14 protein-coding genes are annotated in these 16,446 nt (G+C 46.2%); 10 read left to right on the top strand and 4 right to left on the bottom strand.

Features of this window, described 5'->3' with window-relative positions; genetic code table 11:
• The first annotated feature begins 96 nt into the window (after positions 1–96).
• Both FIV04_RS14425 and FIV04_RS14420 read left to right on the top strand, forming a co-directional pair.
• Entirely contained in the window at positions 97–2,592 is a 2,496-nt protein-coding gene (locus FIV04_RS14425) for an EAL domain-containing protein (RefSeq protein WP_152469444.1), read from the top strand.
• 204 nt (positions 2,593–2,796) lie between these two features.
• On the top strand, positions 2,797–5,277 hold the full coding sequence (locus FIV04_RS14420) for an EAL domain-containing protein (RefSeq protein WP_152469443.1): 2,481 nt from the start codon (positions 2,797–2,799) through the stop codon (positions 5,275–5,277).
• A gap of 60 nt (positions 5,278–5,337) precedes the next feature.
• Here FIV04_RS14420 and FIV04_RS14415 read toward each other — a convergent pair whose 3' ends face one another.
• Together FIV04_RS14415 and FIV04_RS14410 are read right to left on the bottom strand one after the other, a co-directional pair.
• Positions 5,338–5,937, bottom strand: a complete 600-nt coding sequence (locus FIV04_RS14415; RefSeq protein ID WP_152469442.1) for a tRNA-uridine aminocarboxypropyltransferase — start codon at positions 5,935–5,937, stop codon at positions 5,338–5,340.
• A 1-nt stretch (position 5,938) separates the two neighbouring features.
• The gene (locus tag FIV04_RS14410) at positions 5,939–7,486 is read right to left on the bottom strand and encodes a COG3650 family protein (protein WP_152469441.1); all 1,548 of its coding nucleotides are present in this window, start codon (positions 7,484–7,486) and stop codon (positions 5,939–5,941) included.
• Between the two features lie 39 nt (positions 7,487–7,525).
• Here FIV04_RS14410 and FIV04_RS14405 point away from each other — a divergent pair, with 39 nt between their 5' ends.
• Positions 7,526–7,993: an EVE domain-containing protein gene (locus tag FIV04_RS14405; RefSeq protein WP_032553358.1), complete on the top strand. Its 468-nt coding sequence runs from the start codon at positions 7,526–7,528 to the stop codon at positions 7,991–7,993.
• A 77-nt stretch (positions 7,994–8,070) separates the two neighbouring features.
• Here FIV04_RS14405 and FIV04_RS14400 read toward each other — a convergent pair whose 3' ends face one another.
• Together FIV04_RS14400 and FIV04_RS14395 are read right to left on the bottom strand one after the other, a co-directional pair.
• Positions 8,071–8,898, bottom strand: a complete 828-nt coding sequence (locus tag FIV04_RS14400) for a Cof-type HAD-IIB family hydrolase (RefSeq protein WP_152469440.1) — start codon at positions 8,896–8,898, stop codon at positions 8,071–8,073.
• 143 nt (positions 8,899–9,041) lie between these two features.
• Positions 9,042–10,022 carry an alpha/beta fold hydrolase gene (locus FIV04_RS14395; RefSeq protein ID WP_152469439.1) on the bottom strand — a complete coding sequence of 327 codons (981 nt, stop codon included), beginning with the start codon at positions 10,020–10,022 and terminating at the stop codon, positions 9,042–9,044.
• Between the two features lie 80 nt (positions 10,023–10,102).
• Here FIV04_RS14395 and rhtB point away from each other — a divergent pair, with 80 nt between their 5' ends.
• The 7 genes from rhtB to FIV04_RS14360 all read left to right on the top strand — a co-directional run bounded on the left by rhtB (position 10,103) and on the right by FIV04_RS14360 (position 16,423).
• Entirely contained in the window at positions 10,103–10,720 is a 618-nt protein-coding gene (gene rhtB / locus FIV04_RS14390) for a homoserine/homoserine lactone efflux protein (RefSeq protein ID WP_152469438.1), read from the top strand.
• Positions 10,721–10,743: 23 nt separating this feature from the next.
• A complete protein-coding gene (locus tag FIV04_RS14385) occupies positions 10,744–11,964 on the top strand; it encodes an EAL and HDOD domain-containing protein (RefSeq protein WP_150873378.1) in 1,221 nt (406 codons plus the stop codon).
• A gap of 102 nt (positions 11,965–12,066) precedes the next feature.
• The gene (locus FIV04_RS14380) at positions 12,067–12,408 is read left to right on the top strand and encodes a helix-turn-helix transcriptional regulator (protein ID WP_150897441.1); all 342 of its coding nucleotides are present in this window, start codon (positions 12,067–12,069) and stop codon (positions 12,406–12,408) included.
• 41 nt (positions 12,409–12,449) lie between these two features.
• Complete coding sequence (locus FIV04_RS14375; protein ID WP_152469437.1) at positions 12,450–13,451, top strand: ArsJ-associated glyceraldehyde-3-phosphate dehydrogenase; 1,002 nt, start codon at positions 12,450–12,452, stop codon at positions 13,449–13,451.
• A 25-nt stretch (positions 13,452–13,476) separates the two neighbouring features.
• Positions 13,477–13,968, top strand: a complete 492-nt coding sequence (locus tag FIV04_RS14370) for a cyclin-dependent kinase inhibitor 3 family protein (protein ID WP_152469436.1) — start codon at positions 13,477–13,479, stop codon at positions 13,966–13,968.
• A gap of 96 nt (positions 13,969–14,064) precedes the next feature.
• The gene (gene arsJ, locus FIV04_RS14365; RefSeq protein WP_152469435.1) at positions 14,065–15,285 is read left to right on the top strand and encodes an organoarsenical effux MFS transporter ArsJ; all 1,221 of its coding nucleotides are present in this window, start codon (positions 14,065–14,067) and stop codon (positions 15,283–15,285) included.
• Positions 15,286–15,409: 124 nt separating this feature from the next.
• Positions 15,410–16,423: an acyltransferase gene (locus FIV04_RS14360; RefSeq protein WP_152469434.1), complete on the top strand. Its 1,014-nt coding sequence runs from the start codon at positions 15,410–15,412 to the stop codon at positions 16,421–16,423.
• The last annotated feature ends 23 nt before the right edge of the window (positions 16,424–16,446 follow it).

Below are 16,446 nucleotides of genomic sequence, written 5' to 3'. Positions count from 1 at the left end.
AGCTATTTTGGCTTTTTTAATCGGCAGCTGCTTTCATCGTATTAATATCCACTAAAGCCGTTGTCCTCTCTTAATACGATTACAACAAGGCTTGGCATGCATACCTATACTTTTCTCGTAACCTCTGAGGAATCCTTAGAATCTTATCTACAACAAAAAGAGTGGCATGCCAATAAACAGTACCTTATCCAGTTACACTCGACACTTTCCAGCCAATCTGCGAGTCGCCTAGCCGACATTACACTTACCTATCTCAAAGACGCGACCCTAATTGGTCAGAGCGTTCAGCATATGATTCACAATAATCGTCAGGTGAGTAGTGGAAGTTTACTGATGATCAGTGAGTTTGAGGAGACGACGCTAAGTTCGACGGTTGTGCCATTTAGCGGCAAAACTGGGTTAGACGGATTAGCGCTGGTTAACGCACTGAACCTGACTGAACATAGCCAAACCGTGATCAGTATTTGTGACCAAGTCGAGGGCTGCGATTACCCAATCTATACCGGTTTTGACACACTGCCTTATTCGGTACCGGTCGCTGGTGGTTTGTGTCATGAGAATGCTTATGGCCGTTGGGTGATGTATAACGGTCAGGTCTATCAACACGCTTGTGTTGCGGTGGCACTGCATAACCCTAACTTAAAGGTGTGGTCGGGTGCTTATTCTGAGTGGAATCCGATCGGCATGAAGCTTAGGGTCACTCGTGCTGAAGGGCATCGTTTATACAGCCTCAACGATAAGCCTGCTATTGAGGTATTTAAGCACTACCTCGCCGACGGTAAAGATATTCCCTTTAGCCAGTTAATGAGCTTCCCACTGTATCGTGAATCCGGCAGAAAAAAGGGTATCTCAACTCCGCTGCGAATCAATGATGATGGCAGTATTGAATTTGATAGTGCTTGGCAAGTTGGTGAAGAAGCTCAGTTCTGCTACAACCATCCGTCACTCACTGCAGAGAAGGTACGCCACGGCGCGGAAGTGCTAGCAATGCACCAGCCGGAGTCGGTGATGATCTACAACTGTGTTTCACGCTTAGAGTTCATTGATAGTCGTACCGAGCTGAAGCCGTTTGAAGGGGTTGTTGATGCATGTGGTGCCTACTGCATGGGTGAGTTGTATCGAACAGACACTCAACAAGAGATCTTGCACCACAGCCTGACTTATGTCGCGATGCGTGAATCCCATGAGTTGATTGAATATAGCCGAACGGATGCTCATACCGATTCGATGGTGTCGCCTTTGCTTAATTTGGTGAGAAATGCCGTTGCTGATCTCGATCAGATGAACAGCCAGATGGAGAAGAAGCTTCATCAACAAGCGCGTCGCCTCACTGAAAGTTACCGAGTAGATTCTCGTACCGGTTTGCCAAATCGTATTGTGCTTAAGGAACAGCTCAATAGCATCAAGAGTTCCGAGCATCTGCTTACCTTAAAGCTGACTAACTTCCACCAAGTGAATGAAAAGTATGGCTATCAAGTGGGTGACCAGCTGCTAAGGGACCTCTCTAATCATTTTATTGAACGACTTGAGAACAATGTGAAGCAAGACTCTCTTGAGCGAGTCGAGTTGTTTAGCATTGGTGTTGGTGAGTGGGCGATCATTTTTGATGCGAAGGTCGAAAGTGAGCGGATCAAATACCGTTTTGCCCAGTTTGCCGATGACATCGAGCACATCAATTTTGAACCCTATGGTTTGGCGGACGTCGATTATCTCTCTGTGTCATTGTGTGGTGGCTTTGCTAGCCGCTGCGACTTTACTGAAGATACTGGTGAAGAGATCCTACTAAAAGCCATTGAAGCACGGCGCTATGGGGTGCGTAACAATACCCATATTACTAACGCCAAAGACATTCAGGTTAGTGAAGAAGACCGTAAAGACCAGCTGGGTTGGCTCTCTTGCGTGAGTCGTGCCATTTTAAGTCAGAATATCATCACTTACACACAACCTATCGTCGCTGCTGGCAGCCATCAAGAGGTGAGCCAAGAGTGTTTAGTTCGCATTATGGACGACGGAACCATCGTACCTCCGGGTAAGTTTCTGCCTATCATTGCTGATACTCATCTCTACACGCGCTTAAGTCGTCACATGATTAAGAACACGATTGGTTATATGGCAGACAAACAGGGTGCATTCTCTATCAACTTGTCACCACAAGACCTTTTGAGCGATAAAACCTTGATGATTCTAGAGACGGCGATTCAAGGTATGAACGACCCAACTAGATTGGGTTTAGAAGTGTTAGAGTCTGAGCAGATCAAAGACTACGGGCGAATGATAGAAGTGTGTGACCACTTCAGAGCTTTAGGTGCTCGAATTATCGTTGATGACTTTGGCTCTGGTTACTCCAACATTGATGAAATCATCAAATTAGAGCCTCAGATCATCAAGCTAGACGGCAGTCTGATTCGTAACATTGATAAAGACCCAAAGCAGCGCAGTATCGCCGCTCAGTTGGTTAAGTTGTGTCAGGTATTTAATGCTAAGACGGTAGCTGAATTTGTTCACAACCAGCAGGTGTGTGAACTCGCGGAAGATATGGGAATCGACTATCTACAAGGCTACTACTTTGGCGAACCTAAGCGTTTATTCTAACAAAAAACGTTTCGATTAAATGCCCCTAACACACAGTGTGATGTGCACACAGATCTCGAGAAATTCGCTGCATATTCTATGATTTATTAAGGAATCATCCTTTACTGAGCTCACAGATCTTACAGGATGATTGTAAGTAATACGTGCAAGGCTTATCGATAATCAGCACAATAACAAATCATTAATGCAGCGATTAATGTGGTTATGCAGTCATTTTCCCTCTTTATACATGATATAGAGCTGCTCGCAGTTGAGCTAGAGACTGTGAGCTTCGCTACCAGCGATGCGCTCTTAGTTCAGGTTTTCTCTTCTTTTGAGCAAGAGAGGGTAGAGGCTGCGTGTCAGGTTATTCACGCGCGTTTCCCTAATTGCACTTCCATCGGCTGTAGTGCTGAACACTTTATTGATAGGGGCGAGCTAAGACACCAAGGGTTGCTGGTAGTCTTTAGTCGGTTCTCTTCGACAACGATTAGCTCAGCCGTGGTTCCATACAGTGATGATTTGGCTCGCGATAGCAATAATATGCTACGTCAACTCGAATGCCACGATGGTACTCAAACGGCGATCTGTTTTGTTGATCGTCTGACGCTTGATAAAAACGACCTCTTTTATGCCTTTGAGCGTTCTGACCTGAATATTCCAATCTGTGGCGGTGCCTCTACCATCACTACATCTGGACGTTGGGTGATGAGTAACGGGCGTTGTTATCAAGAAGCCTATGTGATGGCTGCGCTGCATAGTGAAAAGCTCGCTGTGAACCGCGGTTATTTCACTGAGTGGAACCCCATTGGCAAAACCTTCCGTGTTACTGCTGCTCAAGGTACTCATCTGATTCAACTTGATGGCGTGCCAATTCGTGAGCTTTATAACCGCTATCTTGCTGATGGCCTCGAAGTCCCTTTCGAACAACTGCACAACTTCCCATTGATGGTCGGAGATCCAAAACAACAGAATATCTATTTACCGATCAGGATTGCTGGTAATGAGGAAATGGAATTCAGTGGCGAGTTTCAAGTCGGTGAAGAGGTGCGCTTTTGCTACGACCACCCATCACTAACCCTAGAACAAGTCAGATTGGGGGTTGAGCAGGCAGCGTTACACTCGCCTGAGTGCTTTTTTGTCTATAACTGCACCTCCCGTTTGGACTTCATTGAAGGAAACCAAGAGGTCGAGATCTTCCAGAAGCTGACCGACACTTATGGCGCTTACTGCATGGGTGAGCTCTTCTATGAACAAGACCAGCAACGCCTGTTGCATCACAGCTTAACCTATATGGCACTCAGCGAAGGGGACAACGCCAACTGTCGCCAATTAAGTAGTCAACCTGCCAGCAATATTTCACCCCTGTTTTCACTGATTCGTAACTCCTTAATGGATGTCGATGACATGAACAACAGCATGGTCAACAAGATTCAACAACAGGCGAGCGCTCTAACCGCCAGTTATCGTGTTGATCGTCGTACAGGTTTGCCTAACCGTAGTGTATTGCGTGAAAGATTGGCTCGAATGGGCGGTGCTAGCCACTTGCTGACGCTTAAGGTCACGACGTTTAGTCAGATTAATGAGAAGTACGGCTATCGCGTTGGGGACAAGCTTCTTAATGACCTGAGTGATCACTTCCAAAGCTCACTGACTCGCTTTTTTGAACAAGAGTGCCAGCTATATAGCGTGGGTATCGGTGAGTGGGCGGTAGTATTCGATAGCTTGGCAAGTGATGAGTACATACAACAACGCTTCTCTGAGTTCGCTGATGAGACCGAGCATGTGAACTTTGAGCCTATGGGGCTTCCTGATATTGATTACTTGTCAGTATCGATTGGTGCTGGAATTGCCAGTCGCCGTGATTTTCCAACAACGTCCATTGATGATTTGTTGCTGAAGTCCATAGATGCTCGCCGCAGTGCAGTGAGTCAAAATAAGCATCTGGTTAACGCAAAGACCTTGGTTCAGCGAGAGAAGCAGCGTCAAGAGCAGCTTCGTTGGTTATCTTGTGTTAGCCGGGCGGTGATGAATCAGAATGTGGTTGCCTGTTCTCAACCGATCGTATCGGCGCACACCCACCAAGTCGAGAGCCATGAATGCTTGGTTCGAATTGAGGAAGAGGGCGAGCTGATCACTCCGGGACGCTTCTTACCGATCATTGAGGGAACTCATCTTTATACCCGCTTAAGCCGTCAGATGATTTCGCGCACCTTTGACTTTATGAGTACGAGAACCGACTCATTCAGTATCAACCTTGCACCACAAGACTTTACCAATGAGAAAACTGTGCTGCACCTTGAGCAAGCAATCAAAAGCATCAGTCATCCTCAGCGAATAGGTTTAGAGGTATTAGAAACCGAGCAGATCAAAGACTATGGTCGCTTGATTGAAATCTGTAATCATTTTAGGGAGCTTGGTGTGAACATTATTGTTGATGACTTTGGCTCTGGATATTCCAATATTGATGAAATCCTCAAGCTAGAGCCTCAGGTGATTAAGCTTGATGGGAGTTTGATTCGCAATATTGATCAGGATAAGAAGCAGCGCAAGATAGCTCAGCAGTTGGTCAGCTTGTGTCAGATTCTCAATGCTAAAACCGTGGCAGAATTTGTTCACAATCAAGAGGTGTGTCGTATCGCAGAAGATATGGGAGTCGATTACCTACAAGGTTACTTCGTCGGCGAACCCACGCGTTTGTTCTGATATTCGAACGATTGTTTCACGTGAAACGTAAAGAGCGAGTCAAGGCTCGCTCTTTTATTTTTACTTCAGGGCATGACCGCTTTTGTCAGCTTGGAATACCTTTAGGTAGTGGTGGAAGTACTGGTTTAGCGCTTGAGCTTGCTCGGTTTCACCCAATTGACTCAGTAACAGGCTTCCCACCTCACAGGTACATAAGTGCCCCGAATCTTGATTGCGCCTTAAGGTATAGGTTGAGTCTAGGCTGGGCGTGAGGTGTACCTGTGGAATGGTTTGCAACCACTGGCTTTTGTTCATCATCTTCTTAGCTTCTTGCCATGTCCCGTCGAGCACAATAAACAGTAGCTTTTGATTCTCGGTTGGGTATACCTCAGTCATCTCACTGACATCAATACTTTGTTCACTTGGAAATAGCAGCAAAGCCTGAACCGTGTCTTCCTGGATCATCGCCATTAATTCTGCAGGTGCGCTTTTGCGTTGCCAAATATAACTTTGGCAGTTTGGTAGTGTCTGCTGCAGTAGCTTTCCAGTGTTGGTATCGCGCTTGAGTTCATTCTCATGAGTAAGCAGTGCAATGTTCACCGAGCTTTCAAGCGCGGGTATCTGTGGGCAAATGCATTGATGAGTGAAGCCACATCGCTGGCAAGCCATTAGCTTTTCCATACTAGAGCTTCACTCCCTTCTGCATTGGAGAGATCTCGTCAGCAAACAGTGTTACTTGACTCACCTTGTCGCTGGTGATTTTAGGGGCAACGCTTGGATTGAGTGGGTAACTGACCCCTGAGTACTGCAAAACATGTTGTGCTGGTGTCACACCACCGCCACTGACGTTAAACACGAGATCTTGCCACCCGTTGTGTTGCTCTTCTCCCAAGTGAATCTTTCCTTGCACTAAGGTCACTCGGCTGTTGAAGCGCCATTGTTGTTGATGGTTTTCAAAAATAAGTAGGGTACATCCTCCAGAACCACACCAGTTCAGTTGTGCCAGCAACTCCTCTTGCCCGTCACCATTGAGGTCATAGGTCAGCCAACGATATTGGGTATCGTCAGTCGAAGTGTTGTGGATCTTAAAATAATCACGGATCGCGCGGTCGACCTTGGGATCAAGTTGATCGCTGCCATTGATTTTTTGTGGTGTAAGATCGGCGGCGGATTTAGGCGTTGACGCCAGATCTTGTTGTTTCGCTTTGAACAACACTAAACCTCCGTCGGCTATTGGGTACACGACATTGCCAACACGCTCTTTTTTCGCCGTCAGTTGGCTACCTTCACGAGTAAAAATACGCTCTGAGATTAGATACTGCTGCTGGTGGCGCGTCATCACTACTTGAACTTGGTCAGCGTTGAGTTGCTGCCAGAACCCTTGCTCAATAATAGGGTCATCGCCGTTACTGTATGAATAGGTGGTGACCGCACTGTGGTCAGCATTCAACTCCAGAGTAACCGAGAAACCGGCATTCTGTGTTGAGCTGGCAAAATAGCGATCAGCCCATTCTAGAGTTGGATCTTGATTTGAGAGCGTCGCACAGCCTTTGTGTGTTTTGTCATTGATGGTGAGATCAGCACTCCAACCATACAAGCTATCGCTCATAGTGTCGTAGCAGCGGCTCTTGGTTAGGTTCAGCTCGCCACCGTCTTGATCACTACTCAACTGATAGTTGCGTTGTTCGTTACTTATGCGGCTTGATTGAATCTCAAAAGCTTGCGGAGTTTCACCCATTTTTGAGTAGGTCACTTGGCTCTTATCGAATTGCGCAGACCAAAAAGGCTCATTGCCAAAGGCACGCGTTGATTTGAGAGGCTGGTTGCAACGGTTAGGGTTCTCTGCCGTGAGAATATTGACTTGGTCGACAACAAAGCGAGCTGTGAAATCGGCGTTGTATCCGGTTTGACTCGGCACAGTCAGGTGGCCAATCAGTTCGCCATACATAGGTTGATAGGGTGTATTGGAGAGTCCTTGAGCCTCTAGTGCCAGTTCTGGTGACAAATCTAGCCAGTATTGTTCTTGGCTGCCGCAAGGGGTAAAGGTGCGACTCTCATGTCCAACAATCACCTGACCGCGCATGATAAAGGTTTGCGGTTGAATGGTACTTGGCGCATCTAGGCTAGCTGCGGGTGATTTTTCTGGTTCAGAAGTGGACTGTTGGGTTTGGCTACAACCCGTCAGAGTGATGGCTGTGAGCCACACCGCTGGGTTTTTAAGTACCTTCATGTTATATCTTCCTCGGAGCAACCGTTAATTGGATTTATTATGGCATATTGGTTATTTAAAACAGAACCCGACACCTTTTCTATTCATACTCTGCGAGTACAAAACACCTCTTGCTGGGAGGGGGTTCGTAACTACCAAGCCCGTAATATGATGCGAGATCAGGTCAAATTGGGTGACCTAGTGATGATTTACCACTCGTCATGCAAGAAAGTTGGCGTCGCAGGTATCGCTAAAGTGACGCGAGAGGCGTATCCAGATCATTTTCAGTTTGATCCAGAGAGTGACTATTACGATGCCAAATCGTCACCAGATAACCCTCGCTGGGTCATGGTCGATGTCGAGTATGTTCGAACCACCGAACGCTTGATCCCCCTAGCGACGCTAAAAGCAATGCCTGAACTTGAGAATATGCCTTTGGTAAAGCGTGGTAACCGCTTATCCATCATGCCAGTGACGGAGCAAGAGTGGCAGGCTATTTTAAGCAAAGAGGTGCTGGGTTCTCGCTAGCTTTAGAGCTTATGGGAACGTGAAGGTTCAAAAAAGGCAGCGCTAGGCTGCCTTTTTAGTTTTAGAAGAAGAGGGCGTTACAGTAGATGATCTTCAAGATAGTGAGCCACGGCATCATCTGCGTTACTACCAATCACTTCATTGTTCGGCAGTGCTTGCATCACTTTTTCATGCGATGTCCCCATTACCAAGCCCTTGCCTGCCATTGCTAACATTTCAGCATCGTTCATACCATCACCAAAGGCAATGCAGTTCTCTAGAGTAAGGTTTAGCGATTTTGCCACGGCTTCTAACGCATGACCCTTAGAGACTTCTGCAGCCATCACTTCCAAACACCAAGGGGTAGAGAAGGCGATATTCAGCTTATCGCCAAAGGTTTCTCGCAACTTCTGCTCGAACGTCACTAGGTATTCATGATCGTGTTCTGGGTGAGTAAAGAAGACCTTAGCAATGCCGTCAGTGGGCGCTTGCTCCGCTTCAAAGCGTTTGTAGCTAAAGCCTGACTCACTATGGAACTTAGCAAGCATCTCATCTTCGCGATCCAACAACCAATCTTCGTTTTGGTACATGTGGATGAAAATGTTTGGATCTTGACGAACAATGTCGACCACAGGCTGCACAAGCTCTTGAGGTACGTTCTGGCTGTACATCAGTTGGTCGTCTTGATCATGCACACGCGCGCCGTTAGAGGTGATCATATACGCTGGAATACCGGCCTGCTGACGAATACCTGCAACGTCAACGTGATGTCGACCAGTGGCAAAGATAAAGGTAAAGCCTTGCTGGTGTAACTTCTTCAACGTCTGCTTGGTAAAGTCACTCAGCTTATGGTTGGGAGCGAGCAGCGTGCCATCAAGATCAGAGGCAACAATATTGATGGAATCTTTTAGTGCAGGAATCGTCATTTAACCCTCGATACAGCGTACTTGACTAATAGAGACACCAAGCAACGGCTGGTGTCCAATGTTGTAAGACAAATTGTACGTGAAATTAGCCCAACAAAAGAGGGCAAAGCTCGATTACTTGTCTTCCTCTTTACTAAATCTTTTTATCGAAAAAACGCAACAATTGAGTCTAAGGTTTGATTGCGATACTGATCGATTTCAAACAGCACTTCATGTCTTGAGCCTTGGATACTGATCATCTCGCTGTCTGTATTCGTTTTGCGCAGTTTATTGATGAAGCTTTGTTGAGCTTGGTTACAAACGATCTGCTCGTTGCCCGCTTGAATCAACAAAAGAGGAATTTTAATTTGGCGCGTCTGTTGAATCGCTTGTTTAGCAGCCATCAACCCCTGCCATACCCAGCGCGTGCTTGGACCACCAACTTGAATCTCTGGGTTGTCGTCATACAGTTTTCTGAACCATTGGTAACGAACTTTGCTCTGACTGAGTAGGTTGTTTTCAAAAGGTTTCGCGTAATACGCCTTATGTCCCGGTGCAAAGGTTGGTTTGGCGTAAAGCCCCGTTAGCAGTTGTGCAACGAACATAGCGATGGGTTTGAGATACCAATCAGTATTGACGCCAAACATAGGCGCGCATAAGACGACTTTTTCAAAGCGGTGATCTGGCGTTGTTTGCAGATAGCGAGTCGCGATGGTACTGCCCATCGAGTGAGCCAGTAAGTAGCGTTGCTCATACTTGTCGAGTGGGAAGTGCTGGAGAATTTCACGCATATCACGAATGTAATCATCAAACTCATGAATATGACCAATGTCAGAGTCTTGCACACTGCGTTGTGAACGACCTTGACCTTGATGATCAAAAGAGTAAATGTCATAACCTTGATGGTAGAGATCGTAGAAAAGCTCTTGGTATTTTTCGCAGCACTCTATGCGCCCATTCGAGATAACAATCGCTTTGCTATGCTGTGGAGAAGTAAAGCTCGACCAGTAGAGTTTTTTCTTGCTCGATGAGGTGACGTAACCTTCATTTCGTTGTTGCCAAAAGGCTGAGATCGGGTGTTTAATCGCTTCCTCAAATTGAGGCTCTTGAGTGAAATAAGAAGGTGCGGCAGCGCTGTTTGCCATGAGAAGTTACCTGAAAGAATACTGATGAGAGCTTTATCGCTATTGATGTTATTAGATTAAAGTACTGCTAAGGAAATGCAATGGATACTCATGTTTGGCTCGCTTATGTCGTGACCGCAATTCTGTTTAGTTTAGCGCCGGGTTCCGGTACCGTGAATTCGATCAGCAATGGCCTCAGCTATGGTACTCGTAAATCATTGGCTTCTATTGCAGGCCTGCAAATTGGGTTGGCATTTCATATCTTATTGGTAGGCGCAGGGATTGGTGCGCTGGTGGCTAAATCCGCGTTCGCGTTCACACTAATTAAATGGGTAGGTGTGGTTTATCTCATCTGGCTCGGTATTCAAAAGTGGCGCGATACCTCTAGTATGGTTGCGACAGAAGAGGGTATATCGCAGTCAAGTTGGACACTTTTGCGCAATGCGGTGTTAATTAATCTTACAAATCCGAAATCTATCGTATTTTTGGTTGCATTGTTCCCGCAATTTATAGACCCTTCACAACCCCAAGCTCCACAACTTTTGGTACTCGGTGTGACAACAGTATTCATTGATAGCGTTGTTATGTTGGGCTACACCTCATTGGCATCACAAATGGGACGTTTTATTCGTTCAGATCGCGTAATGGGTAAGATAAATAAGATTTTTGGTGGTATGTTCATGGGTTGCGGTGCGCTGCTTGCCGCTGCTAAGGCTTAACCAATCATAGAGTTAGAAAATAGATGACCGCTACATACGTCGCTCGACAACCTATCTTTAACCGAAAAAAACATACTCTTGGTTATGAGTTGTTGTTTCGTGATGGGGACAATAATGCCTATCCAGCGCATATTGAGTCGAATAGAGCGACGTATCGTCTGATCGTCGAAAACTTTTTATCGGTGGGGCTCAACCCATCGATTCCTTCATCGCGCTGCTTCATTAATTTCCCGTATCAGAGTCTATTGCGCCGTCTTCCTCAAAGCTTGCCAAAAGACAAAGTGGTTATCGAAATCTTGGAGACCTGTCCACCGACACCTGAGCTGTTAGAGGCAGTGAAAGATCTCTATAAACAGGGTTACATGATTGCTCTGGACGACTTTACCTCGACACCCGAGTGGGAAGCCTTTCTTAAATACACGCACATCGTAAAGCTCGACATTATGCAGATGGGCTTAGATGCCGCGTGTGAATTGGTGCAAAAACATCAAGGCAAGAAATACAGCTTTCTCGCAGAGCGTGTTGAAACAGAAGAAGAGTTTCAGCGAGCCAAGCAAGCGGGTTTTAAGTTTTTTCAGGGCTACTTTTTCAGTAAGCCAGAAATGGTTAAGACCAAATACATCAGCCCTGAACATGTGATTGCGATGGAGTTGTTCCAAGAGGTCTGCAAGCCTAATGTCGACTTTAAGCGCGTAGAAAGCATTGTGGCAAAGGATGTCGCGCTCTCTTACAAGCTACTCCGTTTTGTGAATACCATGTCGCCACGTTTGGAAGTCAGCATATCCTCATTTCGTCAGGCGCTGGTGTATTTAGGGCAAGACAACCTCAAGATGTTTGTGTCATTGGCGGTTGCCTCTTATGTCTCAGACAAGAAACCAAAAGAGTTATACAGCTTATCTCTGCAACGTGCTCAGTTCTGTCAGCGTATGTCGCGCTATCAACCCTTTGAAGGGCATACTGAACAGGCCTTCATGATTGGGCTGTTCTCACTGTTGGATGCGTTACTCGACCTGTCGTTAGAGCATTTAGTTGAACAGTTGCCATTGTGCAAAATCATCAAGTTGGCGCTGCTGCGTCGAGAGGGGCCATATGGTCAGCTACTGGCTCTAGAAGAGAGCTTTGAACACGCTGATTGGCGTCAGATAGAAGAGCACTGTAACACGTTAGGACTCAGTGTTGAGCAGGTTAAAGCTGAACTTGCTGAGGCGCAACGTTGGAGCCATAGCATTACGAGTCAAACCTAGCTGCTCGAATATTAAACTTTTATGACATTAGAAACGCACGCCTTGACGTGCGTTTTTTTTTGTAACTAAGATATACGCATATCCATATATGAGAATACGAGTATGCTTCCTCACCAGTTTTTTAAATTATTGTCCGATGAAACGCGAGTACGTTGCCTAATGATGATTGTACGCCAAGAGTGTTTATCTGTTGGTGAGCTAACTGAAGCACTGCAAGAGAGTCAGCCAAAGGTATCTCGTCACCTAGCGCAGTTGCGCTCAAACGGGATCCTAACGGACGTTCGTCAAGGGCAGTGGGTGTTCTACCGCCTGTCCAAAGATTTACCGGGTTGGATGCTAAAGCTAATTGATGACCTTATCGCATCCAACTGTTTGAAAACCGAATATCAGCAAGATATTGAGCGCCTAGAAGCGATGACTTCACGTCCTCAATGTTGCGTTTAATCGAATATTTTTAGATTCACCACTAACTGAGAGAAAAGAACATGACAGTTAAAGTAGGTATCAATGGTTTTGGCCGTATCGGCCGTCTAGCACTTCGCGCAGCTTTCGACTGGGAAGAGCTAGAGTTTGTAAAGGTTAATGATGTAGCAGGCGATACTGCAACGCTTGCACACCTTCTAGAGTTCGATTCAGTTCAAGGTCGCTGGCACCATGAAGTAACCGCTGAAGGTGATGAGATGATCATCAACGGTCAGCGCATCAAAACAACGCAAGAGCGTGACATCGACGCGATTGATTGGTCTGGCTGTGATGTTGTGATTGAAGCGACAGGTGTTCACCGTAAGACTTCTTTCCTAAACAAGTACCTAGAGCAGGGCGTGAAGCGCGTTGTGGTTTCTGCACCAGTTAAAGAAGACGGCATCGCGAACATCGTGGTTGGTGTGAACGACAATATCTTTGACCCAGCAGTGCACAAAATCGTGACAGCAGCATCTTGTACCACTAACTGTATCGCTCCAGTAGTGAAAGTAATCAACGAGAAGCTTGGTATCGAGAACGCGTCATTTACGACAATTCACGATCTAACCAACACGCAAACTATCCTAGATGCGCCGCACAAAGACCTACGTCGTGCACGTGCCTGTGGTATGAGCTTAATCCCAACCACGACAGGTTCTGCTAAGGCGATTGTTGAGATCTTCCCTGAGCTCGAAAACCGCATTAATGGTCATGCTGTACGCGTACCGCTAGCGAATGCGTCTCTGACTGACATCATCTTCGAAGTAAAACAAGACACGACAGCAGAAGAAGTAAACGCGATGCTGAAAGAAGCATCTGAGAACGAGCTAAAAGGCATCCTTGGCTTTGAAGAGCGCCCACTGGTGTCTATCGACTACAAAGGTGACCAACGTTCTACTATCGTTGATGCACTCTCTACCATGCTGGTTGGTAAGCGCATGGTTAAGATTTACGCTTGGTACGACAACGAAATGGGTTACGCGACACGTACCGCTGAGCTAGTTCGTACTGTTGGTTTAGCATAAACCTGAGCACTTAGGAGATAACACTATGACACATCCAACATGGCAACTAGACCTTGAGCAAGGTGCTCTGATTCTGACTCCATGCCCAGGTACTAAAGAGGCTGATCTTGATGCATCTCTGGCACAACTGAAAGAGCAGGGCGTTAAAGCTATCGTGACTGCGCTTGATGATGCAGAGCTTGCAAGCAAAGATGTGGCAGCACTTGGTGAGAAAACACGTGCGCTAGGCATGCAGTGGTTCCAAATCGAAATCGAAGACGATTGTGCTCCGGGTACTGAGTTTGCGGCGAAATGGTCTGCAGCAAGCCCTGAGTTGCACAAAATCGTTGATAGCGGTGCGAAAGTCGCTATGCACTGCATGGGCGGTTCAGGCCGTACCGGTCTATTCGCAGCTCACTTGCTGTTAGAAAAAGGTTGGGACCTCGACAAGATCGTTCAAGAAGTTCAAGCACTGCGTCCAGGTGCTTTCACTAAACCGATCCAAGTTGAATACATCAATGGCGTAGCGAATAGCTAATAGTCATCGGTGTTAGACAAGGAGCTTTTGGTATCTAGAGTGTTAAGCTTATCGTGATCCAAAAGCTCTTTTTGTTTTGATTGCAGAGATAGCATTATGTTTTCAAATCTAAGTAAGAGTGTTCGCCAATACATGTTGGTGACTTTCAACTATTGGAACTTCACCATTACAGATGGTGCACTTCGTATGCTGGTGGTACTGTATTTCTACGACCTTGGTTACAGCTCGTTAGAGATCGCCTCACTGTTTCTTTTCTATGAATTCTTTGGTGTGGTGACGAACCTAATCGGTGGTTGGTTGGGCGCGCGTCTTGGCCTCAATAAGACCATGAACATAGGCTTAGGGATGCAAGTCTTCGCTTTGGGCATGCTGGCACTGCCATCGACCATGTTGACCATCCCTTGGGTAATGGCGGCGCAGGCACTGTCTGGTATCGCCAAAGACCTCAATAAGATGAGTGCCAAGAGCTCTATCAAAACCTTAGTACCGGATGAACAGCAAGGTGCTTTATATAAATGGATTGCGATTCTGACCGGATCTAAGAATGCTCTGAAAGGCGCAGGCTTTTTTATTGGTGGTTTTCTGCTTTCAACGATTGGCTTCCAATATGCAGTGCTTGTGATGGCCGCTGTCTTGACCTTAGTCTTTATCGGTAGCGTAGTGAGCTTAGAAGCGGACATGGGTAAGGCGAAAACTAAGCCTAAGTTCAAACAAATCTTCTCTAAGTCTGAATCGATCAACATCCTGTCTGCGGCGCGTATGTTCTTGTTTGGTGCTCGTGACGTGTGGTTTGTGATTGCTCTGCCAATCTATCTAGGCAGTGTATTTGGTTGGGATCACTCATGGGTGGGTGGCTTCTTAGCTGCTTGGACTATCGCTTATGGTTTTGTACAGGGCATTGCACCTAAGATTACGGGTAAGGCGCAAGGTAAGGTTCCAGATGGACACGCAGCCCTATTGTGGGCCGGCGCATTGGCGATTGTGACGGCGGGTATTGCCTACGCAGTACAAATCGGTTGGCAGCCTGAGTTAGTGATCATCGGTGGTTTGATGGTGTTTGGTGCTATCTTCGCAGTGAATTCATCACTTCACTCATACCTCATCGTGAGTTATGCGAAAGGCGATGGTGTATCGCTTGATGTTGGCTTCTACTACATGGCGAATGCAATGGGTCGCTTGATTGGAACTATCTTGTCTGGCTTAGTATTTCAAATGGGTGGTTTGTCTGCGTGTTTGTGGGTCTCGTTTGCATTCTTAGCGATAACAACGGTGATCTCTTTGCGTTTACCTAAGGTGCCGCAAACATCAGCCGCATAAGTTTCAGTCGGATTCGATAAAATCGCGATATGCTTCTCCTTTAACAATAAGCTGACTTGGTCACCATACCAGTCAGCTTTTTTGTTGCTATAGTAGAATGATTGAATATTAATCAGGCATTTACATGAAGCAGCGAATTCTCTTCTTTGATTTAGCACGATGCGTTGCAGCGGTAGCTGTGATCGCAATTCATGTGCTAGCACCGTATCGTAATGAGCTCAACATGATCCCATTCAACGAGTGGTTAACGGCAATCACGGTGAATGGCTTTAGCCGATGGGCGGTTCCGGTGTTTATTTTGATTACCGGTGCATTGATGCTCAGTGACCAACGTCCGTTTGATGCCAAGTATTACCTCAAACGACGCCTAGGTAAGGTGCTGATTCCATTTCTTGTGTGGTCGCTGTTTTATACCTATTTCTCTGGCTGGTCAGCGTCGGGGTTTGATGCTGCAGTTAGCTGGGAAGTGCTGAGTAACAGCTATCATCACTATACCTATTATCACTTGGGCTTTTTCTATTACTTCATACCGCTCTATTTTGTGATCCCGTTTATGCAGATCGGGCTGCGCCAATATGGTGACCCGTTCATCTATAGCTTTACTGCTGTTTGGTTGTTCACCACATTACTGTTTTTGTTCAAAATTGATGGCCCGTGGAGTCATGAGCTGTGGCTTTATACTGGCTACTTACCACTCGGTTATATTTTGTATAAGAAACTACCTCTTACCGCACCTGTGGTCACAGGGACTACGATATTGGGAGCCTTGGCACTGTTTACCACGGTTTATATGGTGGTTGATGCGAGTCTCGCGGCAGAGAAGTACACAGTAGGCCGCTGGCTGTCTTACAAAACACTCAATACAGTATTGGCTGCAAGTATGGTGTTTATGTTGTGTCGCTACTTTGGAGAAGGCTTATCTGACAAGTCGAATAAAGTGGTGGGCTTTATCAGTAAACACAGCTTAGGCATTTATTTGTTGCACCCAATTTTCTTATGGCCAATGAAGGAGTTTGGTTGGTATCAAGGCCATCCTGCTTGGGTGATTCCATTGTGGGTAGTGATCAGTGGGGCAGGAGCGTTATGGATGAGTTGGTTAATGGCAAAATCAGAGAAAACACGCTGGTTATTGCCATAACAATAAAAAATTAAATGCAAAAA

Origin of the sequence: Vibrio sp. THAF190c, assembly GCF_009363355.1 — a bacterium.
In the GTDB taxonomy this organism is placed as follows: Bacteria; Pseudomonadota; Gammaproteobacteria; order Enterobacterales; family Vibrionaceae; genus Vibrio; species Vibrio fortis_A.
This window is presented reverse-complemented; position numbering and strand designations above follow the sequence as displayed.